Origin of the sequence: Pseudomonas sp. P8_229 (assembly GCF_034008635.1) — a bacterium.
Lineage (GTDB): Bacteria > Pseudomonadota > Gammaproteobacteria > Pseudomonadales > Pseudomonadaceae > Aquipseudomonas.
In genome coordinates this window covers 531,912-554,937 of record NZ_CP125378.1, presented here as the reverse complement: position 1 = coordinate 554,937, position 23,026 = coordinate 531,912, and the positions used below count along the sequence as shown (strand labels likewise).

Below are 23,026 nucleotides of genomic sequence, written 5' to 3'. Positions count from 1 at the left end.
AATCCTTGATCGGTATATTGGAAATGAATGTCTGATATGTCAGGTATAGCCATGAATAATTTACGACGTCTGGACATCAACTTGCTGTTGACCCTAGACGTGTTATTGGCAGAACACAACGTAACCCGCGCCGCAGAGCGGTTGAACCTGTCGCAGCCGTCGGTGAGTGTGCACCTGGCCAAGCTGCGCGACATCTTTGCCGACCCGCTGTTGCTGCCCGGGCCACGGGGCATGCGGCCAACCGCGCGGGCCGATGAATTGCGCGAGCCGTTGCGCGAGGCGCTGGAAGCACTGGAACGGGCGGTGGCGCCGGCCAGTGCGTTCGATCCGGCGCAGGCCAGCCAGATCTGGAAAGTCTCGGCGACCGATTACGGTGAATCGACGGTGGTGCTGCCGGCCCTCAGCGGTCTGCGCATTCAGGCACCGGGCACGCGGCTGGCGGTGCTCGACCTGATGCCGGCGCAGTTGGTCAAGCAGGCGGAGCAGGGCGTGTTCGACCTGGCGTTGCACATCACCGAAGACGCGCCGCTGGATCTGCATCAACGGGTGCTGTTCACCGAGCACTACGTATTGGCCGGTCGCGTCGGCCATCCGCGCTTGAAGCGCAAGCCGAACCGCGAACAGTTCTGCGCACTGGAACACGTGATGGTGTCGCGCGAGGGCGGGGGCTTTTTTGGCGTGACCGACAAGGCTCTGGCCGAGGTCGGCCTGGCGCGCAACGTGGTGCTGTCGGTGCCACATTTTCTGATGGTGATGTCGGTGCTGGTCAGCACGGATCTGGTGGCGATGCTGCCGTCACGGCTGGTGCGCGGCAACCCGGCGTTGCAGGTGGTCGACGCACCACTGCAGGTGCCGGGCTACGAAATGGCGATGTTCTGGGGCGAACGCTCGCACCGCGATCCGGCACACAAGTGGTTGCGTGAACATCTGGCGGCGTCGGTCTAGCGCCTCAGGCGTGGCCCAGGGCAATCGCAAAAGACACGACGATCATGCACGCAAACGCAAAATTGAGATTCATCAGCTGTTCATCCTGAGCCTTTTTGGAGTGGGGCCATTCTGAACAGGCGCCAGGCAAAGAAAAAATTCGGCTTGTTGATTCCAATGATCGAAACAATTGATACCGGCCGGTTTGTGTTTGCCCGGGGCTTTCGCTAGTCTCGGAAAACCTGCAACTACAAGCACAAACAGGCAAACTCATGCACGATCATTCGGTCACCGAACTGCCGTCCCTGCGTCGGCAGAAAATCCTCCTGATCCTTGAACGCGACGGCAAGGTCATGGCTTCGGAGTTGAGCCAGCATTTTGCCGTGTCCGAAGACACCATTCGCCGCGATCTCGCCGAACTGGACCACGCGGGCTTGGTGCAGCGGGTGCACGGCGGGGCGCTGCCGCGACCCAAGGACACCGGCAAGGACTACTTCACCCGCCTGGAGGAGAGCGACGAGGTGAAGGTGCGTCTGGCGCAGGTGGCGGCGCAAAAGGTCGAGGACGGCCAGATTGTGCTGTTCGATTCCGGCTCGACCACGTTGCAGGTCGCGCGCTCGATGCGCGCGGATATCCAGATCACGGCGGTGACGGCGGCGCCGATGACGGCCATTGCCTTGTCCGAGTACAAGGGCGTGAAGGTGATTCTGGCCGGCGGGCAACTGAACCCGCGCACGATGTCGGCCGGCGGGCATGAGGCGGTGCGCATGCTGGCCGGGATCAAGGCGGATCTGGCGTTTACCGGGGTCTGCGCGATTCACCCGGAGGTGGGCATCACCTCGCTGCATTTCGATGAAGTGCCGGTCAAACAGGCTTTGCTCGACAGTGCGACGCGGGTGATTGCAGTGACCACGGCGGACAAGTTGGGGGCGGTGGAGCCGTTTGTGGTGGCTTCTTGTGCTCGTCTGCATACGCTGATTACCGAACGGCATGTGGCGTCGGGCAGTGTCGAGGATTATCGGCGGTTGGGGATTGTGGTGGAGCAGTTGCCGGACTGAAATTTGTAGTAAGGCTGCTGGCGTCTTCGCGAGCAAGCCCGCTCCCACATTTGGAATGGACTCCAATGTGGGAGCAGTTGTCTGGTTGAGATTTGTATTGGGGCTGCTGGCGTCTTCGCGAGCAAGCCCGCGCCCACATTTGGAATGGACTCCAATGTGGGAGCAGTTGTCTGGTTGAGATTTGTATTGGGGCTGCTGGCGTCTTCGCGAGCAGGCTCGCGCCCACATTTGGAATGGACTCCAATGTGGGAGCAGTTGACTGGTTGAGATTTGTATTGGGGCTGCTGGCGTCTTCGCGAGCAAGCCCGCTCCCACATTTGGAATGCATTCGAATGTGGGAGCGGGCTTGCTCGCGAAAGGGCCTGTGCGATCAACGCAGTTTTTCGAGCATCTGGTAATACCACATCCCCGCCGCCAACAGCGGGTTGCCCAGCAAATCCCCCATTGGCACGCGAATATGCTGGCACGCGGCAAAGGTGTCGAACTGTTCCATCTGCCCGGTGATCGCCCGGCTCATGATTTCGCCCATGATGTGCGTCGTCGCGATGCCGTGTCCCGAGTAGCCCTGGCAATACCAGACGTTGTCCGAGAGCTTGCCCAGTTGCGGGATGCGGTTGATCACGATGCCCATCGCGCAGCTCCACTGGTAATCGATTTTCACCCCTCTGAGCGCCGGGAACGTCTGCTCGATGCACGGGCGCAGCTCGGCGGCGATGTCCCGCGAATCCTTGCCGCTGTAGTTGGCGCCGCCGCCGAACAGCAGCCGACCGTCGGCCGTGAGGCGGTAGTAATCGAGGACGAAGCGGCAGTCGTACACCGCCAGGTCCTCGGGGTTGATCTGCCGCGCCAGGTCTCCCAGCGGCGCGGTGGTGACAATGCCGCCCATGGCCGGGAAAATCTTGCCCTTGAGCTGACCCGGTTCAAGCTTGTGATAGACGTCACCGGCGAGCATCACCTGCCTGGCATCGATCTGGCCGTGGGCGGTTCTGACGCCAGGGCTTTTGTGAGGAGCCGTGCCGTGAATGATCTCCAGTACTTCACTGTTTTCGAAGATCAGCGCCCCCAGACTTTCCGCCGCCCGCGCCTCGCCAATGCACAGGTTGAGCGGGTGCAGGTGCATGTTGCGGGTGTTCCTGATTGCGCCGTGGTAGAGGTCGCTTTGCAGCAGATCGCGCACCTGACTGCGGTCGAGCAGGCTGACCTCGTCGGCCATCCCACGGCGCACGGCTTCTTCGTAATCCTGGCGCAAACCGTCCATGTGACTCGGTTTGTAGGCTGCGTGCAGATGGCCGTGCTTGAGGTCGCACTGGATGCCATATTTCTCGACGCGCTGCTGGATGATTTCGTGTCCGCGCCAGCGCAGGTGCCAGATGAAATCGTCGACTTCATCGCCGAGTTTCGGGCGCATCTGTTTGCGCATCGCGCCGTCGCCGGAGAGGCTGCCGGTGACTTGCCCGCCATTGCGCCCGGTGGCGCCCCAGCCGATTTTATGGCTCTCGACGATGGCGACTTTCAGGCCCTTTTCGGCGAGTTCGACGGCGGTGGCAACACCGGTGAAACCGCCGCCGATGATCACCACATCGACCTGGTGGCGGCCTTGCAGGGTCGGGTAGTCGGTGTCCTGGTTGAGCGTGGCGGTGTAGTAGGAATTGCAGCGTTCGGTCATGTCAGTGTCCACACAAATTCGGGAGTCAGAGTGCAAGCCCGCTCCCACAGGGGGGGATGGTGTGAGGCTTCAGGCTTCGGTCAGGTACCAGCGCCAGTCCTGCTCACCCACCTCGGCCATGAACTGCCGGTACTCGGCCCGTTTCACCGCCAGATACACCCCGAGAAATGCTTGCCCTAGGGCATCCCGCGCCCACACCGAATTCTCCAGTGCCCGCAGCGACGTCAGCCAATCAGTCGGTAACAATTCCTTCGCCTGCGCGTAGCCATTGCCTTCAACCGGCGCCCCCGGATCAAGGTCTTCACGAATGCCGCGATGGATGCCGGCGAGGATCGCTGCTGCCGCCAGATACGGGTTGGCATCGGCGCCGCAGATGCGGTGTTCGATGTGCCGGGTGTTGGCCGGGCCGCCAGGAACACGCAGGCTGACGGTGCGATTGTCGACGCCCCAGGTCGGCGCCAATGGCGCGTAGCTGTTGGCCTGGAACCGGCGGTACGAGTTGGCGTTGGGGCAGAACAGCAGCAGCGTATCGAGCAGGGAGGCGAGCATGCCGCCTATCGCGGTGCGCAGCAGCGGGGTGCCGGCCGGATCTTGCGAGGCGAACAGGTTGTGCCCAGCACCATCGGCGAGGCTGACGTGCATGTGCATACCGGTGCCGGCCAGGTCATCGAACGGCTTGGCCATGAACGTCGCCTGCATGCCGTGTTTGTGCGCCACGGCTTTGACCAGACGTTTGTAGCGTACCGCCTGATCCATCGCCTGCAGTGCATCGCCGTGTTCGAGGGTGATTTCCACCTGCCCCGGGGCGTATTCGGAGATCGCCGTGCGCGCCGGAATACCGTGCAGTTTGCAGGCCTGGTAGAGGTCGGCGAGGAACGGTTCGATCTGCTCCAGTTCACGCAAGCCGTAGACCTGGGTGTGTCGCGGTCGGCCACCGTCGGCGTCCAGCGCCGGTTGCGGTCGGCCGTTGTGATCGCGTTTGGCGTCGAGCAGATAGAACTCCAGCTCGCAGGCCATGACCGGGTGATAACCCTCGGCTTTGAGGCCGTCGATCACCTTGATCAGCAGGTGACGCGGGTCGGCGATGCTCGCCGGCATGCCCTCGGTCGGATGCATGCTGACCTGCACCGCAGCGGTCGGAATCTGTCGCCATGGCAGACGCACCAGACTGCCTTCGAGCGGGTAGGCGCGGCAGTCGATGTCGCCGACGTCCCACACCAGACCGGAGTTCTCCACGTCCTCACCCTGTACGGTCAGGCCGAGGATGGTGCTGGGTAACGGGCGACCACTTTCATACACCGCCAGCAGTTCTTCGCGGTGCAACAGCTTGCCGCGCGGCACGCCGTTGGCGTCGAGGATGAACAGCTCGATCATGTCGATATCGGGGTTCTGTTCAAGGAACAGGCGTGCGTCTTCGATGGCTGCGAATTTCATAATCAATCACTCACGATGGCGCCGCACGGGCGCGCAGATTCGGGCCGGACACGACGCGGTAAATAGGCGTGGGTGTCCTGGCAGGGATATCAAAAAGAAAAAAGTATTTCGCTAATGCCCGGCAGTCGGAAGTGACACTGAACCTGTGGTGAGGGGATTTATCCCCGACGGCGCGCGTAGCGGGCCAAAAAGACAGGGACTGCTGCGCAGTCCATCGGGGATGAATCCCCTCGCCACAATGGATCTTTTCTAACTGACAGAAATCAGCAGGCGATATCCGGCGGGCGTGCGGAGTGACGCAGCTTGGAACGGCGCAGGGCCATGGGGAGATTGACGATGCGATTCATGCGCGGCCCCTGTGACAGAGGGCGCACACAGCGGAGACGTTCAACATTTTTGCTTGTTGTGGTGACGTACTCATACGCGTGTTTCCGTTGGCGGAAAACGTCGGTGGCGGGGCAGGCCCGCCGACCGGTGTGCCCGGATAGTAAGGGGCAATCTGCGGGTGTGTAAACCGATGATTGCGCCCCTGTACCATTGATCGACGCTCAGCGCAGCAGGTGAAAGCCCAGCCCGGCGAGGGCGCAAACGATCAACACTGCAATCACCCCGCGTTTGAAAACGAACAGCGCCAACGCGGCCAGCAGTGCCAGCCCGATCGAAAACACATCCGCTTGCCCGGCAAAACCGCTCGGCCAGAACACGTGATAAGCGAAGAAACACGCCAGGTTGAGAATCACCCCGACCACCGCAGCGGTAATCGCGGTCAACGGTGCGGTGAACTTCAGTTCGTTGTGGGTCGACTCCACCAGCGGCCCGCCAGCGAGGATGAACAGAAACGAGGGCAGGAAGGTGAACCAGGTCACCAGCGTCGCCGCCAGTGCGCCAGCAGCGAACGCATGTTCCGCACCGAACGCCGGTTGCACATAACCGCCGATGAAACCGACAAACGCCACCACCATGATCAGCGGCCCGGGCGTGGTTTCGCCCAGCGCGAGGCCATCGATCATCTGTGTCGGCGTCAGCCAGCCATAATGCCCGACGGCGCCCTGATAGACATACGGCAACACCGCATAAGCGCCGCCAAACGTCAGCAACGCGGCCTTGGTGAAAAACCAGCCCATTTGCGTGAACGTGCCGTCCCAGCCGAACAGCGCGGTCAGCAGCCCCATCGGCAAGCACCACAGCGCCGCGCCGACCAACAGCAAGCGCCACAGCTTCGGCAGGCTGAATCGCGCATGTTCAGGTGTTGGCGTGTCGTCATCGATCAACGCCGGACCGAAGGATTTGGCGCTGCTGCGCTGGCCGCCATTGTCGAAGCGTTGCGGCGCCAGTCGCCCGCCGACATAACCGATCAGCGCCGCACCGAGCACGATCAACGGGAACGGCAGGTTGAACGCAAAAATCGCCACGAACGACGCTCCGGCGATGGCCCACAGCCAACTGTTTTTCAGCGCCCGCGAGCCGATGCGATGCGCCGCGTGCAACACAATTGCGGTCACCGCCGGTTTGATTCCGTAAAAGATCCCGGCCACCACCGGCACGTCGCCGAACGCGATGTACACCCACGACAGGGCAATCAGGATGAACAACGACGGCAGCACGAACAGCGCTCCGGCAATCACCCCGCCCCAGGTGCGATGCAACAGCCAGCCAATGTAGGTCGCCAGTTGCTGGGCCTCGGGGCCGGGCAGCAACATGCAGTAGTTGAGCGCATGCAGGAAACGCCGTTCGGAGATCCAGCGCCGGCGTTCGACCAGTTCCTGATGCATGATCGCGATCTGCCCGGCCGGGCCGCCGAAGCCGATGCAGCCGAGCTTGAACCAGAAGCGCCAGGCCTGGCGCAGCGTGACGGGATCGGGGCGGGGCAGGTTGTTGGGCGCTGTGCTCAAACGAGACTCCGGAATTTAATCCTGGCGGAGTTGCTATCTAATCAGACTTTCAACCCTCACCCCAGCCCTCTCCCAGAGGGAGAGGGGGCCGACCGAGGTGTCTGGCGTTATCCATCGACCTGAAGATTGAGTCGATTATGGATTCAGAGCCAATCTTTCGATTCGGTGAATTTCTTCAATATCCCCCAATCAGTCCCCTCTCCCTCCGGGAGAGGGTTAGGGTGAGGGGCTCTTGATCTTCAGGCATGCGCCAGGCTCCAGCGCAGTGCCGCATTCTGGTCGCTCTCCCGCGCCTCGACCCAATGCGAACCCTGCGCCGTGCTCTCGCGCTTCCAGAACGGCGCACGGGTCTTGAGCACATCCATGATGAAGGCGCAGGCTTCGAACGCCATGTGCCGGTGCTTGCTGCTGACGCCGACGAACACGATCGGCTCGCTGACAGACAGTGCGCCGACCCGATGCACAATCTCCACCCCCAGCAGCGGCCAACGCTCGCGGGCCTCTCGGGCGATCTGTTCGAGGGCCTTTTCGGTCATGCCTGGATAGTGTTCGAGGAACAGCTCATTCACGCTTTGGCCGATGTTCATATCGCGCACGTAGCCGATGAAATTCACCACTGCGCCGACCCGTGGATTACGCGCATGCAAGTCGGCGGTCAATTGGCCGACATCGAAACTTTTATGCTGGACTCGTACCGTCATGCTCAGCCCCCGGTGACCGGTGGAAAAAACGCGATCTCGTCGAAGTCTTCGATGGCTGCGCTCGGTTGGCACAGCTCCTGATTCAACGCACACATCAGGTTGCCGGCGCCGAGGACTTCGCGCCATTCCTCACCACGGGCCATGAGCATCTGCCGCACGTCCTCGATGCTGGTCAGGTCGTTGGTCAGGGGGATTTTTTCGCCGCCCAGATTGAGGCGATCACGGTAGCTGGCGAAGTAGTTGATCAGGATCATTGCACGTCCTCCCATTGAAAGTGCCCGGAGCGACCGCCCTGTTTGCTGAGCAGGCGGATGTCGCCGATGACCATCGCCCGGTCCACAGCCTTGCACATGTCGTAAATGGTCAGTGCCGCGACGCTGGCGGCGGTCAGGGCTTCGAGTTCGACCCCGGTCTGGCCGGTGAGGCGGCAGGTGCTGGTGATTTGCACGCGGTCCGGTTCGCAGGCCTTGAGTTCGACGTGAATCGAACTGAGCAACAGCGCGTGGCACAGCGGGATCAGCTCGTGGGTGCGCTTGGCCGCTTGAATCCCGGCGATCCGCGCCACGGCAAACACATCGCCCTTGGGGTGACCGTTGGCCTGGATCATCTGCAGCGTTTCCGGGCGCATCTGCACCCAGGCTTGCGCGGTGGCTTCGCGGCGGGTCGGTGCTTTGTCGCTGACGTCGACCATGTTGGCGCGGCCCTGATCGTCGAGGTGGGTGAGGGTGTTGCTCATTGCGTTAGCTCCTGGATCGGGCTGTAGATTCGGGGGGCGTTGCGGTGCGGGACGTGGATCAGATTGAGCCTGTGCTTGAGCGCCCAGCGCACGGTCAACGCCGTCGGGGCGGACAGGCTGACAAGGGTGCCGAGGCGGGCGCGCACCGCTTTGTGGATCAGTTCAAGGCTGCAACGACTGGTGACCACCACAAAGCCCTGGCGCGCATCGACCTCGGCGATTTGCATTGCACCGATCAGCTTGTCGAGGGCGTTGTGCCGGCCGATGTCTTCACGGCACAGCAGCGCCTCACCGCTGGCATCGAAGTACAGCGCCGCGTGCAGGGCGCCGCTGCTGCGGGCCAGTTGCTGGGCCTGTTCGATGCGTTGGCGGATGCCGTCGAAATGCGCAGCCGGCGGCAGTGCGCAGGGTTGCAGAATCTGCAGTTGCGGCAACGCCTGCTCCAGCGCTTCGACACCACAGATGCCGCAGCCGCTGCTGCCGGCCATTTGTCGACGGTGGTCTTTCAGCGCCCAGAAGGCGCGACTGGAAATCTGCACGTCAGCCTGGCAGGCCTGATCGAAATGGCTCAGGCGGATGTCGTAGATCTCGTCGACACTGTCGATGATCGCGTTGCTCAGGCTGAAGCCACGGATGAAATCTTCGAGGTTGCCGGGCGAGACCATCATCACTGCCTGGCTCAGGCCGTTGAAGGAGATCGCCAGGGCGATTTCCGAGGCCAGGGCGGCGTGCGAGAGCGGGGCGTGCGGCAGGTATTCGCGAAACGCCACTTGTGACGGTTGCGGCGCGGGGGCGTTGGCATCGCCCGGTTCGACTGTTGGATCAACTTGGCACAGCATCTTGAAAGTCCCGAAGCGCTGAAGTCAGGTCAGGCTACGGGGGAGTTAAAAGTGCGTCCAATCGCTTGTTCTGATCTGGTGATTGGGTGGGTCGATCACCACCTTCACATCCGAAATGTGTGTTGGCTGGTCGGGCCTCTTCGCGAGCAAGCCCGCTCCCACATTTGAAATGCATTCAACCTGTGGGAGCGGGCTTGCTCGCGAAGACGGCCTGACATCCAGCATCAATGTCTGGGCAGGTCACTCAAACAACTGGAGCCTCAACCCCAAATAACTTGCGCGCCTCGGCAAAGCACTTCTCGGCAATCGCCGAACGCGGCTCGGTCTTGCGCATCACCAGCCCCAGCGGCGCGAGCACGCTGGCATCCGGCAACTGCATGAACGACAAATGTTCGATCGGCTGTTCCAGCCCGCTGTCCAGCGGCATGATCGAGCAGCAGAAGCCCTGGTGAATCGCCTGCAACAGCTGATAGGTCGAATCGCTTTCCAGAATCGGCTGCGGATTGAGCCCGCGGCTGCGGAAGCTCAGGTCGATGGATTTGCGGTAGTGCATGCCGGTGGTGATCATTCCCAGCGGCAGTTCGGCGGCGTCTTCCCAGCTCATTTCCGAGCCTTCGAAATGGAAGTGACGGTTGTCGTAAAGCAGCCCGACGCGGGTTTCGCCGATCTCGAAAAACTCGAAGTAGTTCGGGTTGACGTGGTCCAGATAGCACACGCCCAGATCCAGCTGGTTGTTGCCCAGCCCCTCGATGATCTCGTTGGAACTGAGCGACGACAGGCTGAATTTCAGCTCGGGGTAAGTGGCGGACAAACCCTGAATGTAATTGACCGGGTTGAAGCTGCTCAACGGCACCAGCCCCAGACGCAGGCTGCCGACCAGTTGCCCGCGGCACGCCGCCGCTTCGGCGAACAAGCCGTCATGGGCGGCCAGCAACGTGCGCGCCCAGGCCAGTACCCGTTCACCGGCCTGGGTGAAACCTTCAAAACGCTGGCCGCGATTGACCAGCACCAGATCCAGCTCATCTTCCAGGTTGCGCAGACGCATCGACAAGGTTGGCTGGGTGATATGGCAGCGTGCGGCGGCCTGGCCGAAGTGTCGGGTTTCATCCAGTGCGATCAGGAACTTGAGTTGTTTGATGTCCACGATGGCACCTGCTCGTTGAGAAATTGGAATGAGTATTGACGCAGATGCGCACAGCGCACGAAAAACGCGAGGCGAGACGATCTCATCTGACTGTGTTTGCGTCCAATCGGAAGAATTGAAAAGCCTATCGATCAGCTCTATCGCCCATGATTTCAAAGGCTTTGGTCGAGGTCAACGGGACCGATAGAGCGGGTCGATAATGTGGTTGGTCAGAGTGATTAGACAGTACTCATAAGTGGCACTTAGGCTGCTGGGCAATGTGATCAACTACTGCTGGAGAGTCCCATGAGTGCGAAAGCGGATGCCCTGTTTGTCCCCCTGAACATCGCCGTGCTGACGGTCAGCGATACCCGCGATTACGCCAGCGATACTTCGGGTCAGTTGCTGGTCAGCCGTCTGCTGGAGGCCGGGCACACCCTGAGCGAGCGCAACCTGCTCAAGGATGACCTGTACAAGATTCGCGCCCAGGTTGCTCACTGGATTGCCGACGACACGATTCAGGTGGTACTGATCACCGGCGGCACCGGGTTCACCGGCCGCGACAGCACCCCCGAAGCAGTCGCCTGTCTGCTCGACAAGCAGATCGACGGTTTTGGTGAGTTGTTCCGCGCCATTTCGATTCTCGACATCGGCACGTCCACCGTGCAAAGCCGAGCGCTGGCCGGGTTGTCCAACGGCACGTTGGTGTGCTGCCTGCCGGGCTCGACCGGTGCTTGCCGCACCGCGTGGGAAGGCATTCTCGCCGAGCAACTGGATAACCGTCATCGCCCGTGCAACTTCGTGCCACACCTCAAGGCAGTGCAAGCCTGTGGGCCACGCGGATGAGCAAGGCACCGTTGATGCCGGTCGAGGATGCCCTCGACCAATTGCTGGGCATGGCCAATGAGCAACGTCTGGCCGACAGCGAACTGTTGCCGCTCGACGATGCGCGTGGGCGGGTGCTGGCCAGTGATCTGGTGGCGACACTCGACCTGCCGCCGTGGCCGAACAGTGCCATGGACGGTTACGCGCTCAATCTTGCTGACTTGCATCGCCAGCCGCTGAAGGTATCTCAAAAGGTCTACGCCGGGCTGGCGCCGGACGCGTTGCTGCCTGGCACCTGCGCGCGGATTTTTACCGGCGCACCGCTGCCGCCCGGCGCCACCAGTGTTGAGATGCAGGAAAACGTCGAAGTGCTGGAGGACGGCCGCGTGCGCTTCTTGCAGCCGCTGAAGGCAGGGCAGAACATTCGCGCACAAGGCCAGGAAAATCGCGTTGGCGATACCCTGCTGCGCGCCGGCAAACGCCTTGGGCCATTCGAGTTGGCGGTCGCCGCCGGGCAGGGGCTGGCGCAGTTGCACGTGGTGCGTCGCCCACGCGTGGCGCTGCTGTCGACCGGTGACGAACTGGTCGAACCGGGCCAGCCGCTGCGCCCCGGCAGCATCTACAACAGCAACCGCGTGTTGCTCGGTCACTGGTTGCGTGAACTGGGCTGCGAGGTGATCGACGCCGGGATTCTCCCGGACCGCCCGGCGCAGACACGGCTCAAGCTTGAACAACTGCAAGTGGCGGCCGACTTGATCCTGACCACCGGCGGCGTGTCTGCCGGCGATGCCGATTGCCTCGGGCAAGTGCTGCGCGAGGACGGCAAACCGCTGCTGTGGAAGCTGGCGATCAAGCCTGGCAAGCCATTGACCGTGGGCCATTTCGGCACGGTGCCGGTGATCGGCCTGCCGGGCAATCCGACCTCGGCACTGGTGACCTTCGGGCTGCTGGCGCGGCCGTATCTGCTGCGTATCCAGGGCGTGGAAGATGTCATGCCACTGAGCTTTTCGGTGAATGCCGGATTCGACTGGCACAAGGCAGGCAGCCGCCGCGAATACCTGCGGGTGCGGCTGGAGGCGGGGAGTGCGGTGCTGTATCCGAATCAAAGCTCCGGTGTCTTGCTCGGCGCAACCTGGGCCGACGGCCTGGTGGAAGTGCCGGAAAACAGCACCCATCGCATGGGTGATCCGCTGCGCTTCATTCCCTTCAGCGAACTCTTCTGACCCTGGCACCAATCAAACCTGTGGGAGCGAGCTTGCTCGCGAAGAGGCCGGTACATTCAACATCGCGTCGTCTGACCTGACGCATTCGTGAGCAGGCTCACTCCTACATTGGTTATGTGGTGCTCGGCCATTTTGTGGGTGGACATCAAACCTGTAGGAGTGAGCCTGCTCGCGATAGCGGTCGATTAGTCAGCGCATATGCTGACTGTGCCACCGTCATCGCGAGCAGGCTCGCTCCTACATTTGGATTTGTGATGCTGATCCATTTTACGAGATGTACTTCAAACCTGTGGGAGCGAGCTTGCTCGCGAAGAGGCCGGTACATTCAACATCGCGTTGTCTGACCTGACGCATTCGTGAGCAGGCTCACTCCCACATTGGTTATGTGGTGCTCGGCCATTTTGTGGGTGGACATCAAACCTGTAGGAGTGAGCCTGCTCGCGATAGCGGTCGATTAGTCAGCGCATATGCTGACTGTGCCACCGTCATCGCGAGCAGGCTCACTCCTACATTTGGATTTGTGATGCTGATCCATTTTTCGAGATGTACTTCAAGCCTGTGGGAGCGAGCCTGCTCGCGAAGAGGCCGGCACATTCAACATAGTGTCGTCTGACCAGACGCATTCGTGAGCAGGCTCACTCCTACAGGGGAATGTGTGTGGAGGTCGGGATCAGCTCAGCACATAGTCCACCGGCAGCAGCATTGGCGGCAGGTCGGTCACACCCAGTTCGGACAGGATATCGCGCTCGATGGTGCGTACCAGCGAGTCAGTTGCCAGGTCGTTTTCGTCGCGGCCGAACGGATCTTCCAGTTCATCGGCAATCGCATCCAGACCAAAGAAGGTGTAGCTGACAATCGCCGTGAACAACGGCGTCAGCCAGCCCAGCGGTTCGGCCATGGCGAACGGCAGCAGGATGCAGAACAGGTAGATCGTGCGGTGCAGCAGCAAGGTGTAGGGGAAGGGCAGCGGGGTGTTTTTGATCCGTTCGCACACCGCTTGTGCCTGGGTCAGGCTGGTCAGGTGATTGGCCAGGAGCATGTAGCGCCATTCGGTCAGCTCGCCGCTCTGATGCAGGTCGGAACACTGTTGGCCGACCTGCTGCAGAATCCGCCCGCTGTAATCCGGCACCTGCGTATCGTGTTGCGGCGTGATCCAGGCACGGCTGGCGGCCGCTTCGCTTTCCCGGCGCAACCGCGCATTCAGCGCATGAGCAAACCCGCAGAGATTGAGCAGCAACGGTTTGCGCTGCACCGATTCACGGATGACATGGGTTTCGCGGATCACCGAACGAATGTGCACCAGCACATCCCCCCAGGCCTTGCGCGCTTCGTACCAGCGGTCATAGCAGGCGTTGTTGCGAAAATTCATGAAGATCGACAGCGACAGCCCGAGCAGGGTGAACGGCGTGGCGTTGACCTTGGTGAAGTTGCTCGGGTGAAGGATTTCAATCAGGACGATGGCCGAGGCCAGCAGGGTGACCATCAGGGTGCGCAGGGCGATGCGTTTGGCAATCGAACCCTTGAGGGTGAAGAGGATGGCGAATTGGTTGACCTTGGGTCTGATGATCATGCTGGGCGATCCCGGTTACGCAGGGTGAGGGCGGTCTCAACCGCCGGTCATGTTCATGAAGCGCACGACCTGGACGTCGTCGTTCACTTCGAAATTGTGCCGATACGGCTTGAGTTTCATCGCCTCGATAATGGCTTTCTCCAGCCGCTGCGGTTGCCCCGGATGAGCGCGCAGCACGGCTTTGAGATCCACCGAATGCTCGTTACCCAGACACAGTAGCAGGCGGCCCTCCACGGTCAGCCGCACCCGGTTGCAGGTGCCGCAGAAATTGTGGCTGTGCGGCGAGATAAAGCCCAGGCGAATATCCGGCGCTTCGGCCAGGCGCCAGTAGCGCGACGGGCCCTGGGTCGACTCCGCTGACTCGATCAGGGTGTAGCGTTCGGCGATTTTCTCGCGTACCTGGGCACTGGAGAAAAACGACTCCGCCCGGCTGTGTTCGCTGATGATCCCCAACGGCATTTCCTCGATGAAGGAGATGTCGAGCTGGCGGTCGATGGCGAAACTCACCAGGTCGTTGATCTCCTGATCGTTGCGCCCCTGCATCACCACCACGTTGAGTTTAGTGCGGGTGAAACCGGCCTTGCGCGCGGCATCGATGCCGTTGATCACCTGCGCCAGATCACCGGTGCGGGTCATTTGCCTGAAGCGCTCGGGGTCGAGGCTGTCGAGGCTGATATTCAGGCGCTTGACCCCGGCGTCGAACAGCGGCGCCGCGAGTTTGCCCAACTGCGAGCCATTGGTGGTCATGCACAGCTCACGCAGGCCGGGCAGGGCGGCGATCTGCTCGCACAACTTGACCACGCCCGGACGGATCAGCGGCTCACCGCCAGTGAGGCGGATTTTGCGCGTGCCCAGCCCCACGAAGCTCTGCGCCAGTTGATAGATCTCTTCCAGCGTCAGTACCTGCTGGCGCGGCAGAAACTGCATGTCCTCGGCCATGCAATAGACGCAGCGGAAGTCGCAGCGGTCGGTGACCGACATGCGCAGATAGTCGACGCGGCGGTTGTAACCATCGATCAAGACACGCTCTGACATGACAGCCTCGCAGGAGTGAGAAGTCCGTATTAACGGAACAGGTTGGCGCAGGTTATGGGCAACTTTTGAAGGCGTCCAATCACTGTTAATGAACGGCTGATTGATTACGTCGATGATGAATTATTTCTCACTGAAAGTTACCGCTTTAGTTTCGCAAGGCCCCGTGAATAAAGGGTTTTTAACCGTGATAGATGGTTTCGATAATGTGGTCATAAATAGCGATTAGACAATATTTTGTATCGGTTCATATCCTTGTTCCGGCAACTGAAACGACCGCTTTATTGCTGTGCAAAGTCGGCCGTCGCTGTTTAACCAAGATCAGGTTCACGCCTGTGTGCATCGTCATGGAGATGTCCCATGTCACAAGTCGACCGTTACAAACCTTACAAGGGTGCCGCTGCGGGTTGGGGGGCTGTGATCAGCCTGACCAAAAGCTGGCTGGGCAGTGAAAACGCCCTGAAAAACATCCGCGCCATGCTCAAGACCAACCAGAACGGCGGTTTCGACTGCCCGGGCTGTGCGTGGGGTGAAGCCCCCGGCGCGAGCATGCTCAAGTTCTGCGAGAACGGCGCCAAAGCGGTGAACTGGGAGGCCACCGGGCGCCTGGTCGACCCGGTGTTCTTCAACAAGTACACGGTGTCGAGCCTGGCTGAACAGAGCGATTACTGGCTGGAATATCAGGGCCGCCTGACTCATCCGATGCGTTACGACGCGCGGATCGACCGCTATGTGGAAACCACCTGGGAAGAGGCATTCGCGCTGATCGCCGAGCACCTCAAGGGCCTGAAATCGCCGCACGAGGCCGAGTTCTACACCTCGGGCCGGGCCAGCAACGAAGCGGCGTTTCTCTACCAGTTGTTCGTCCGCGCCTTTGGCACCAACAATTTCCCCGACTGCTCGAACATGTGCCACGAAGCCAGTGCGGTGAGCATGGGCGAGACCCTCGGCGTCGGCAAAGGCACCGTGGTCTACGAGGACCTGCACCACGCCGACGCGATTTTCGTCATCGGCCAGAACCCCGGCACCAACCACCCGCGCATGCTCGAACCGCTGCGTGAAGCGGTAAAACGCGGTGCGCAAGTGGTGTGCATCAACCCGCTCAAGGAGCGTGGCCTGGAACGTTTCCAGAACCCGCAGAACCCGATCGAGATGCTCAGCAACGGCTGGGAAGCGACCAACACCGCGTACTTCCGCCCGGCGCTGGGTGGCGACATGGCGATGATTCGCGGTATGGCCAAATTCCTCCTGCAGTGGGAGCGCGAGGCTCAGGCCAGCGGCGGCGAACCGGTGTTCGACCACGCGTTCATTGCTGAGCACACCTCAGGTCTGGACAGCTATCTGGCCGAAGTCGAAGCCACGAGCTGGGAGCACATCGTCGAGCAATCCGGTGTGCCGTTGCACGACATCGAACTGGCAGCGCGCATGTATGGCCGAGCCAAGAGCGTGATCATGTGCTGGGCCATGGGCCTGACCCAACACGTGCACTCTGTGCCGACCCTGCAGGAAGTCATCAACCTGCAACTGTTGCGCGGCAACGTTGGTCGTCCGGGTGCCGGTCTGTCGCCGGTGCGCGGTCACAGTAACGTGCAGGGCGACCGCACCATGGGCATCAACGAACTGGCGCCCAAGGAGTTGATGGACGCACTGGAAAACCGCTTCAACTTCAAAGTGCCGCGCATGCACGGCCACAACACCGTCATGGCGATCGGTGCCATGGAGCGTGGCGAAGCCAAGGTGTTCATCGGTCTGGGCGGCAACTTTGCCCAAGCCACACCGGACACCCCGCGTACCCACGAAGCGATGCGCAAACTCGACCTGACCGTACATATCTCGACCAAGCTCAACCGCAGCCATCTGGTGACCGGGCGTGACGCGTTGATCCTGCCGTGCCTGGGTCGCACCGACATCGACATCCAGGCCGAAGGTCCGCAAGGCGTGACCGTGGAAGACACCTTCAGCATGGTGCATTTGTCGTTCGGCCAGTTGAAACCGAAGTCGGCGCATTTGAAATCCGAGCCGGCGATCATTGCCGGGATTGCCGCCGCCACGTTGGGCAAACATCCAATCGACTGGGAGTGGGTCGTGGGCGACTACGGGCGCATCCGCAACCTGATCGGCGACGTGATTCCGGGTTTCGAGAACTTCAACGAAAAACTGCTGACCCCGGGTGGCTTCCACCTTGGCAACGACGCCTCGGACCGGGTCTGGAACACCGAGTCCGGCAAAGCCCAGTTCACCCCGTGCGTGCTGCCGGAACACCTGATCAGCGAAGGCGTGCGCAACCTGCCGGTCAAGCCGCATCTGATCCTGCAGACCATGCGTTCGCACGATCAGTACAACACCACGCTGTACGGCCTCGACGACCGTTATCGCGGGGTCTACGGCATGCGCGACGTGATCTTCGCCAACGAGCAGGACATCCAGCGACTAGGCTTCGAACCGGGGCAGAAGGTCGATCTGGTGGCGCTGTGGAATGACGACCGTGAGCGTCGGGTCAGCGGTTTCACCCTGATCGCCTACGACATTCCGCCCGGTCAGGCGGCGGCTTACTACCCGGAAACCAATCCGCTGGTGCCGCTGGAAAGCTACGGCGACCGGACCTACACGCCGACCTCGAAATTCGTCGCGATTCGCCTCGAAGCGGCCAAGGTCAGCAACCTGATCCCGTCGTCGGTGGCCTGACCCGCTACTCATAAAAAATCATAGCAATTTGACTGGCTGCAGGCGTTCACGCCTGGCGGTGGCCCGGCGACGTGCTGCCGCTTTTCAGCCTGGATGAGGACATCATCATGCTCAACATGGAGGCACTGGACCTGGCGCGAATTCAATTCGCGTTCACGGTTTCGTTCCACATTATCTTCCCGGCGATCACCATCGGCCTGGCGAGTTTCCTTGCGGTGCTCGAAGGCCTGTGGCTGAAAACCCATAACGACACCTACCGCGATCTCTACCACTTCTGGTCGAAGATCTTTGCCGTCAACTTCGGCATGGGTGTGGTCTCGGGGCTGGTCATGGCGTACCAGTTCGGTACCAACTGGAGCGGGTTCTCGGACTTTGCCGGGAGCATCACCGGGCCGTTGCTGACCTATGAGGTGCTGACGGCGTTCTTCCTTGAGGCCGGTTTCCTCGGGGTCATGCTGTTCGGCTGGAACCGCGTCGGCCGTGGCCTGCACTTCTTTGCCACGGTGATGGTTGCCATCGGCACGTTGATTTCGACCTTCTGGATTCTCGCCTCCAACAGTTGGATGCAGACCCCGCAGGGCTTCGAAATCGTCGACGGTCGGGTGATGCCGCTGGACTGGCTGGCGATCGTGTTCAACCCCTCGTTTCCGTTCCGTCTGGCGCACATGGCGATTGCCGCGTTCGTTGCGACGTCGTTCTTCGTCGGTGCGTCGGCGGCCTGGCACTTGCTGCGCGGCAACAACACGGCGCCGGTGCGCAAGATGTTTTCCATGGCGTTGTGGATGGCGCTGATCGTTGCGCCGATTCAGGCAGTGGTCGGTGACGCCCATGGCTTGAACACCCTGGAGCATCAACCGGCAAAAATCGCCGCCATCGAAGGTCACTGGGAAAACGCCGACAACGGTCCGACGCCGCTGGTGCTGTTCGGCATCCCCGACATGCAGGCGGAGAAAACCCAGTACGCGCTGGAAATCCCGTACCTGGGCAGCCTGATCCTGACCCACAGCCTCGACAAGCAGATCCCGGCGCTCAAGAGCTTCCCGAAAGAGGATCGGCCGAACTCGACCATCATCTTCTGGAGCTTCCGCGTGATGGCCGGGCTGGGCATGTTGATGATCCTCGTCGGTCTGCTGGGCCTGGCCCTGCGCCGTGGTGGCAAGCTCTATCAGCATCGTGGCTTCCAGCGTCTGGTATTGCTGATGGGGCCGAGCGGGTTGATCGCGCTGCTGGCCGGCTGGATCACTACCGAAGTAGGGCGTCAGCCGTGGGTGGTGTACGGCCTGATGCGTACCCATGACGCGGCGTCCCACCACTCGGTGGCGCAGATGAGCACCTCGTTGCTGCTGTTCGTGGTGATCTACTGCTCGGTGTTCACTGTGGGCATCGGCTACATGATGAAACTGGTACGCAAAGGTCCGCAGCCGCATCACGAACATCCGCCTGCGGATGAACATTTGCAGACACCGCGCCGGCCTCTTTCGGCAGCGACCGATCACCTTGAATCCGCGACCCGGATCCACTGATAAAGGAGCATTGAATCATGGGTATTCAAGGTATCGATCTCTCGTTGATCTGGGGCGTGATCATTGCCTTCGGGGTGATGATGTACGTGATCATGGACGGCTTCGATCTGGGGCTGGGGATCCTGTTTCCGCTGATCCCCGATGAGCAGGAGCGCGACGTGATGATGAACACCGTCGCCCCGGTCTGGGACGGCAACGAAACCTGGCTGGTGCTCGGTGGCGCGGCGTTGTATGGCGCTTTTCCGCTGGCGTATGGAGTGATTCTGGAAGCGTTGTACCTGCCGCTGATCCTGATGCTCTGCGGACTGATTTTCCGTGGCGTGGCGTTCGAGTTTCGCTTCAAGTCGTCACCGCACAAACGCCATTGGTGGGACAAGGCGTTCATCGGCGGCTCGCTGCTGGCGACGTTCTCTCAGGGCGTGGTGATCGGCGCGTACGTATCGGGTATTCCCGTGGTGGATCGGCAGTTTGCCGGTGGTGGCCTGGACTGGCTGGCGCCGTTCCCGCTGGTGTGCGGCGTTGGTCTGGTGGTGGCTTATGCGCTGCTGGGCAGCACCTGGTTGCTGGTCAAGACCGAAGGCATGCTCGAATCGCGGATGCGTCTGTTCACCCGGCCATTGGCGTGGTTGCTGCTGGCGATGGTGGTGGTGATCGGCGTGTGGACCCTGCTACTGCACCCGGAACTGGCCTCGCGCTGGTCCAGCCATGGGCACCTGATGGTGTTTGCCGGGTTGGTGGTGCTGGCGCTGCTGGCGTTGTTCGGCTTGCTGCGCACCTTGCGTCAGTGCCACACCCACTGGCCGTTCGTGTTCACCCTGGTGCTGATGTTCCTCGGTTACATCGGTCTGGCACTGAGCATCTGGCCAAACATCATCCCGCCGTCGGTGAGCATCTGGGCCGCCGCGTCACCGCCGTCGAGCCAGTTGTTCGCCCTGATCGGCGCACTGTTCATCCTGCCGGTGATCCTGATGTACACCTTCTGGAGCTACTACGTATTTCGCGGCAAAGTGAGGATTGGCGATGGCTACCATTGATTCGCGTGAGGTCAGATCCAGCCGCTGGTACAAGCGCCTGGGCTGGTTGTTGTTGATCTGGCTGGGCAGTGTGGTGTCACTCGCAGTAGTGGCGAGCCTGCTGAAACTGGCGATGTATGCAGCAGGGATGAGGATCCACTGATAATGAAAAAACCGGAGCCTTGGCTCCGGTTTTTTTGTGCCCGCCATCTGGAAACGCTGATGCCACACTGTGGGAGCGAGCTTGCTCGCGAAGGCGTCATGTCAGTCGACATTGATGCCGGATGTTCCGGCCCCTTCGTGAGCAAGCCCACTCCCACCCTTGATTTCGACCAGCCCCGAATCCTCCATCCACCACCAATCTACTGTGGGAGCGGGCTTGCTCGCGAAGGCGTCAGATCAGTCGACATTGATGCTGGATGTGCCGGCCCCTTCGTGAGCAAGCCCACTCCCACCCTTGATTTCGACCAGCCCCGAATCCTCCATCCACCACCAATCTACTGTGGGAGCGGGCTTGCTCGCGAAGGCGTCAGGCCAGGCGACATGGATGCTGGATGTGCCAACCCCTTCGTGAGCAAGCCCACTCCCACCCTTGATTTCGACCAGCCCCGAATCCTCCATCCACCACCAATCTACTGTGGGAGCGGGCTTGCTCCGGGCGGCGTTCCGACGAAGGCGTCAGATCAGTCGACATTGATGCTGAATGTGCCGGCCCCTTCGTGAGCAAGCCCACTTCCATCCTTGATCTGGATGGCAGACACATGCTGCCAACAAACATGCGCGGCCTATGGTGCTGGCTGATCTAGCCTTTTCTCGATTCAACCATGAACAAGGCAAAGGAATGCCCGAACGTTACTCATCACATCGCCTGCGAACCGGTCGCCATTGCGAAGAGAGCCAGATCTACCTTCTAACTGCCAACACCTTAGGGCGTGAACCAGTGTTCAAGGATTACAGACTCGGCCGGTTGCTCGTGAACCAGTTCAGACTGGCGCAGGAGGAGGGGGTTGCCGACACATTGGCGTGGGTGGTCATGCCGGATCATTTTCATTGGCTGATCCAGTTGCAAAAAGGAACACTTGGTCAATTGATGTGCCAAGTCAAATCCTTGAGTGCTCGTTCAATCAACGAGGCGGCCGGCAGAACTGGAAGCCTCTGGCAGCAAGGTTTTCATGACCATGCATTACGGCGAGAGGAGGACCTGGTGAAACTTGCTCGCTATGTAGTCGCTAATCCATTGCGGGCCGGACTGGTGGAAAAACTCGGTGACTATCCGTTATGGGATGCGATCTGGGTGTGAGCTCCGGATGCACATTCAGCGCATTCCGTCAGAATAAATGCGATCCCCCGTGGGAGTGAGCTTGCTCCGGGCGGCGTTCCGACGAAGGCGTCAGGTCAGTTGACATTGATTCTGGATGAGCCGGCCCCTTCGTGAGCAAGCCCACTCCCACCCTTGATTTCGACCAGCCCCGAATCCTCCATCCACCACCAATCTACTGTGGGAGCGGGCTTGCTCGCGAAGGCGTCAGATCAGTCGACATTGATGCTGAATGTGCCAACCCCTTCGTGAGCAAGCCCACTCCCACCCTTGATTTCGACCAGCCCCGAATCCGTCATCCACCACCAATCCAGTGTGGGAGCGGGCTTGCTCCGGGCGGCGTTCCGACGAAGGCGTCAGGTCAGTTGACATGGATGCTGGATGTGCCGGCCCCTTCGTGAGCAAGCCCACTCCCACCCTTGACTACGGCAAACTCCGAATCCTTCATCCACCACCAATCCAGTGTAGGAGTGAGCCTGCTCGCGATGGCGGTGGGTCAGTCGATGGCGATGTTGACTGGGCTGGCCTTATCGCGAGCAGGCTCACTCCTACAGGGGGTAGCGGTGCATGAGATAAAGGTTATTGCGCACCAAACATCGCGGTCCAGTAGATCCCGGCGCTACTCTTCGGGTCGGTTGCGTAGGCGGCGCCGAGTTCCTTGTATTGCGGGTTCATCAGGTTGGCGCAATGGCCGGGGCTGGCGAGCCAGCCGTCGACGACTTTGCGCACGGTGTCTTGCCCGGCGGCGATGTTTTCGCCCACCAGTTGGCCGCTGTAGCCGGCCAGTTCTGCGCGGTCACCCGGGGTGCGGCCGTCGCGGTCCTTGTGGTCGAAGTAGTTGTTGTTGGCCATGTCGCGGCTGTGATCCTGGGAGATGCTGCCCAGGCTCGCGTTCCAGGCCAACGGCGCTGCGGCGGCAAAGGCTTGACCACCGCATTGACGCGGCTGGGCGCGGGCGGCGTTGAGCTGTTCGAGCAACTTCTGGCCTTCGCTCTGCGCATCGCCCAGTTTCGCCGACAGCAACGGTCGCGCCAGCACAATGCGCCAGTCGCGATCGGCGCGGCTGACCCCGACATCGACGAACTGCGGATCCAGCACCACCTGACAGAAGCTTTCCTGAATTGCCTTCATCGCCGACGCCGCGTCGCGCGGGCCATTGAGGGTGATTGCCTGTACGTTGACCATCGGGTAGCTGGCGCTGGCCATGGCCTGTTGCAGATCGACCGCACCGGTGGCCGGCAGTCTCAGTCGAGGGTCAGCCGACAGCGGTGGCAATTCGTTGGACGCCTGGCTGCCGCAACGCTGTGGTTGGCTACGGTAGGCGTTGATCGACTCGATCAGTTGCGACTCGTCGGCAGCCATGGCCGAGGCAGCCACGGCCAAGCCCACGGACAGCGCGGCAAAACGCAAAACGGATGGCATGAAGCGCATGGAAATCTCCCTTGAGCGGAATGCGCCCATGAT

At 61.1% G+C, this 23,026-nt stretch carries 20 protein-coding genes; 9 read left to right on the top strand and 11 right to left on the bottom strand.

What is annotated here, in order from left to right:
- Positions 1–51 precede the first annotated feature (51 nt).
- Both QMK55_RS02310 and QMK55_RS02305 read left to right on the top strand, forming a co-directional pair.
- The gene (locus QMK55_RS02310; protein ID WP_320328578.1) at positions 52–945 is read left to right on the top strand and encodes a LysR family transcriptional regulator; all 894 of its coding nucleotides are present in this window, start codon (positions 52–54) and stop codon (positions 943–945) included.
- A 251-nt stretch (positions 946–1,196) separates the two neighbouring features.
- The gene (locus QMK55_RS02305; protein WP_320328577.1) at positions 1,197–1,982 is read left to right on the top strand and encodes a DeoR/GlpR family DNA-binding transcription regulator; all 786 of its coding nucleotides are present in this window, start codon (positions 1,197–1,199) and stop codon (positions 1,980–1,982) included.
- Between the two features lie 370 nt (positions 1,983–2,352).
- On the opposite strand, the gene QMK55_RS02300 is transcribed toward QMK55_RS02305, so the two are convergent.
- The 8 genes from QMK55_RS02300 to QMK55_RS02265 form a co-directional block, all read right to left on the bottom strand.
- Positions 2,353–3,648, bottom strand: coding sequence for an FAD-binding oxidoreductase (locus QMK55_RS02300; protein WP_320328576.1), 1,296 nt, complete (start codon positions 3,646–3,648; stop codon positions 2,353–2,355).
- Positions 3,649–3,717: 69 nt separating this feature from the next.
- Positions 3,718–5,082, bottom strand: coding sequence for a glutamine synthetase family protein (locus QMK55_RS02295; RefSeq protein WP_102358395.1), 1,365 nt, complete (start codon positions 5,080–5,082; stop codon positions 3,718–3,720).
- 548 nt (positions 5,083–5,630) lie between these two features.
- A complete protein-coding gene (chrA, locus tag QMK55_RS02290; RefSeq protein WP_102358396.1) occupies positions 5,631–6,974 on the bottom strand; it encodes a chromate efflux transporter in 1,344 nt (447 codons plus the stop codon).
- Between the two features lie 239 nt (positions 6,975–7,213).
- Complete coding sequence (gene moaE, locus QMK55_RS02285) at positions 7,214–7,675, bottom strand: molybdopterin synthase catalytic subunit MoaE (protein WP_102358397.1); 462 nt, start codon at positions 7,673–7,675, stop codon at positions 7,214–7,216.
- Between the two features lie 2 nt (positions 7,676–7,677).
- Positions 7,678–7,929, bottom strand: coding sequence for a MoaD/ThiS family protein (locus tag QMK55_RS02280; protein ID WP_102358398.1), 252 nt, complete (start codon positions 7,927–7,929; stop codon positions 7,678–7,680).
- Complete coding sequence (gene moaC / locus QMK55_RS02275; protein WP_102358399.1) at positions 7,926–8,411, bottom strand: cyclic pyranopterin monophosphate synthase MoaC; 486 nt, start codon at positions 8,409–8,411, stop codon at positions 7,926–7,928. Before moaC ends, QMK55_RS02280 begins: the two co-directional genes overlap by 4 nt.
- Positions 8,408–9,250, bottom strand: a complete 843-nt coding sequence (gene fdhD, locus QMK55_RS02270; RefSeq protein ID WP_320328575.1) for a formate dehydrogenase accessory sulfurtransferase FdhD — start codon at positions 9,248–9,250, stop codon at positions 8,408–8,410. Before fdhD ends, moaC begins: the two co-directional genes overlap by 4 nt.
- 244 nt (positions 9,251–9,494) lie before the next feature.
- Positions 9,495–10,394: a LysR family transcriptional regulator gene (locus tag QMK55_RS02265; RefSeq protein ID WP_102358401.1), complete on the bottom strand. Its 900-nt coding sequence runs from the start codon at positions 10,392–10,394 to the stop codon at positions 9,495–9,497.
- 285 nt (positions 10,395–10,679) lie between these two features.
- Between QMK55_RS02265 and moaB the strand changes: the two genes are divergently transcribed.
- Positions 10,680–11,219, top strand: a complete 540-nt coding sequence (moaB, locus tag QMK55_RS02260) for a molybdenum cofactor biosynthesis protein B (protein WP_102358402.1) — start codon at positions 10,680–10,682, stop codon at positions 11,217–11,219.
- Positions 11,216–12,421: a gephyrin-like molybdotransferase Glp gene (gene glp / locus QMK55_RS02255; protein ID WP_320330238.1), complete on the top strand. Its 1,206-nt coding sequence runs from the start codon at positions 11,216–11,218 to the stop codon at positions 12,419–12,421. Before moaB ends, glp begins: the two co-directional genes overlap by 4 nt.
- A 670-nt stretch (positions 12,422–13,091) precedes the next feature.
- On the opposite strand, the gene QMK55_RS02250 is transcribed toward glp, so the two are convergent.
- Together QMK55_RS02250 and moaA are read right to left on the bottom strand one after the other, a co-directional pair.
- Entirely contained in the window at positions 13,092–13,991 is a 900-nt protein-coding gene (locus QMK55_RS02250) for a bestrophin family protein (RefSeq protein WP_102359128.1), read from the bottom strand.
- A gap of 36 nt (positions 13,992–14,027) precedes the next feature.
- The gene (gene moaA, locus QMK55_RS02245; protein ID WP_320328574.1) at positions 14,028–15,026 is read right to left on the bottom strand and encodes a GTP 3',8-cyclase MoaA; all 999 of its coding nucleotides are present in this window, start codon (positions 15,024–15,026) and stop codon (positions 14,028–14,030) included.
- A gap of 357 nt (positions 15,027–15,383) precedes the next feature.
- On the opposite strand from moaA, the gene QMK55_RS02240 reads away from it, so the two are divergent.
- The 5 genes from QMK55_RS02240 to QMK55_RS02220 all read left to right on the top strand — a co-directional run bounded on the left by QMK55_RS02240 (position 15,384) and on the right by QMK55_RS02220 (position 21,544).
- Positions 15,384–17,708, top strand: coding sequence for an FdhF/YdeP family oxidoreductase (locus QMK55_RS02240; protein ID WP_320328573.1), 2,325 nt, complete (start codon positions 15,384–15,386; stop codon positions 17,706–17,708).
- A 107-nt stretch (positions 17,709–17,815) separates the two neighbouring features.
- Positions 17,816–19,231 carry a cytochrome ubiquinol oxidase subunit I gene (locus tag QMK55_RS02235; protein WP_320330237.1) on the top strand — a complete coding sequence of 472 codons (1,416 nt, stop codon included), beginning with the start codon at positions 17,816–17,818 and terminating at the stop codon, positions 19,229–19,231.
- A 17-nt stretch (positions 19,232–19,248) separates the two neighbouring features.
- Positions 19,249–20,265, top strand: coding sequence for a cytochrome d ubiquinol oxidase subunit II (gene cydB, locus QMK55_RS02230; protein ID WP_320328572.1), 1,017 nt, complete (start codon positions 19,249–19,251; stop codon positions 20,263–20,265).
- Positions 20,252–20,407 (top strand): DUF2474 family protein, encoded by a 156-nt coding sequence (locus QMK55_RS02225; protein WP_102359124.1) that lies wholly within the window; start codon positions 20,252–20,254, stop codon positions 20,405–20,407. Before cydB ends, QMK55_RS02225 begins: the two co-directional genes overlap by 14 nt.
- 678 nt (positions 20,408–21,085) lie before the next feature.
- Positions 21,086–21,544, top strand: a complete 459-nt coding sequence (locus QMK55_RS02220) for an REP-associated tyrosine transposase (protein WP_102359178.1) — start codon at positions 21,086–21,088, stop codon at positions 21,542–21,544.
- Positions 21,545–22,141: 597 nt separating this feature from the next.
- Here QMK55_RS02220 and QMK55_RS02215 read toward each other — a convergent pair.
- Complete coding sequence (locus QMK55_RS02215; RefSeq protein WP_320328571.1) at positions 22,142–22,993, bottom strand: CAP domain-containing protein; 852 nt, start codon at positions 22,991–22,993, stop codon at positions 22,142–22,144.
- Positions 22,994–23,026: the final 33 nt, after the last annotated feature.

Excerpts from the sequence above, each read along its gene's own strand:
- QMK55_RS02310 (WP_320328578.1), top strand. The coding sequence starts at position 52 with ATGAATAATTTACGACGTCTGGACATCAACTTGCTGTTGACCCTAGAC.
- QMK55_RS02305 (WP_320328577.1), top strand. The coding sequence starts at position 1,197 with ATGCACGATCATTCGGTCACCGAACTGCCGTCCCTGCGTCGGCAGAAA.
- QMK55_RS02300 (WP_320328576.1), bottom strand. The coding sequence starts at position 3,648 with ATGACCGAACGCTGCAATTCCTACTACACCGCCACGCTCAACCAGGAC.
- QMK55_RS02295 (WP_102358395.1), bottom strand. The coding sequence starts at position 5,082 with ATGAAATTCGCAGCCATCGAAGACGCACGCCTGTTCCTTGAACAGAAC.
- moaE (WP_102358397.1), bottom strand. The coding sequence starts at position 7,675 with ATGACGGTACGAGTCCAGCATAAAAGTTTCGATGTCGGCCAATTGACC.
- QMK55_RS02280 (WP_102358398.1), bottom strand. The coding sequence starts at position 7,929 with ATGATCCTGATCAACTACTTCGCCAGCTACCGTGATCGCCTCAATCTG.
- moaC (WP_102358399.1), bottom strand. The coding sequence starts at position 8,411 with ATGAGCAACACCCTCACCCACCTCGACGATCAGGGCCGCGCCAACATG.
- fdhD (WP_320328575.1), bottom strand. The coding sequence starts at position 9,250 with ATGCTGTGCCAAGTTGATCCAACAGTCGAACCGGGCGATGCCAACGCC.
- moaB (WP_102358402.1), top strand. The coding sequence starts at position 10,680 with ATGAGTGCGAAAGCGGATGCCCTGTTTGTCCCCCTGAACATCGCCGTG.
- glp (WP_320330238.1), top strand. The coding sequence starts at position 11,216 with ATGAGCAAGGCACCGTTGATGCCGGTCGAGGATGCCCTCGACCAATTG.
- QMK55_RS02250 (WP_102359128.1), bottom strand. The coding sequence starts at position 13,991 with ATGATCATCAGACCCAAGGTCAACCAATTCGCCATCCTCTTCACCCTC.
- moaA (WP_320328574.1), bottom strand. The coding sequence starts at position 15,026 with ATGTCAGAGCGTGTCTTGATCGATGGTTACAACCGCCGCGTCGACTAT.
- QMK55_RS02240 (WP_320328573.1), top strand. The coding sequence starts at position 15,384 with ATGTCACAAGTCGACCGTTACAAACCTTACAAGGGTGCCGCTGCGGGT.
- QMK55_RS02235 (WP_320330237.1), top strand. The coding sequence starts at position 17,816 with ATGCTCAACATGGAGGCACTGGACCTGGCGCGAATTCAATTCGCGTTC.
- cydB (WP_320328572.1), top strand. The coding sequence starts at position 19,249 with ATGGGTATTCAAGGTATCGATCTCTCGTTGATCTGGGGCGTGATCATT.
- QMK55_RS02225 (WP_102359124.1), top strand. The coding sequence starts at position 20,252 with ATGGCTACCATTGATTCGCGTGAGGTCAGATCCAGCCGCTGGTACAAG.
- QMK55_RS02220 (WP_102359178.1), top strand. The coding sequence starts at position 21,086 with ATGCCCGAACGTTACTCATCACATCGCCTGCGAACCGGTCGCCATTGC.
- QMK55_RS02215 (WP_320328571.1), bottom strand. The coding sequence starts at position 22,993 with ATGCGCTTCATGCCATCCGTTTTGCGTTTTGCCGCGCTGTCCGTGGGC.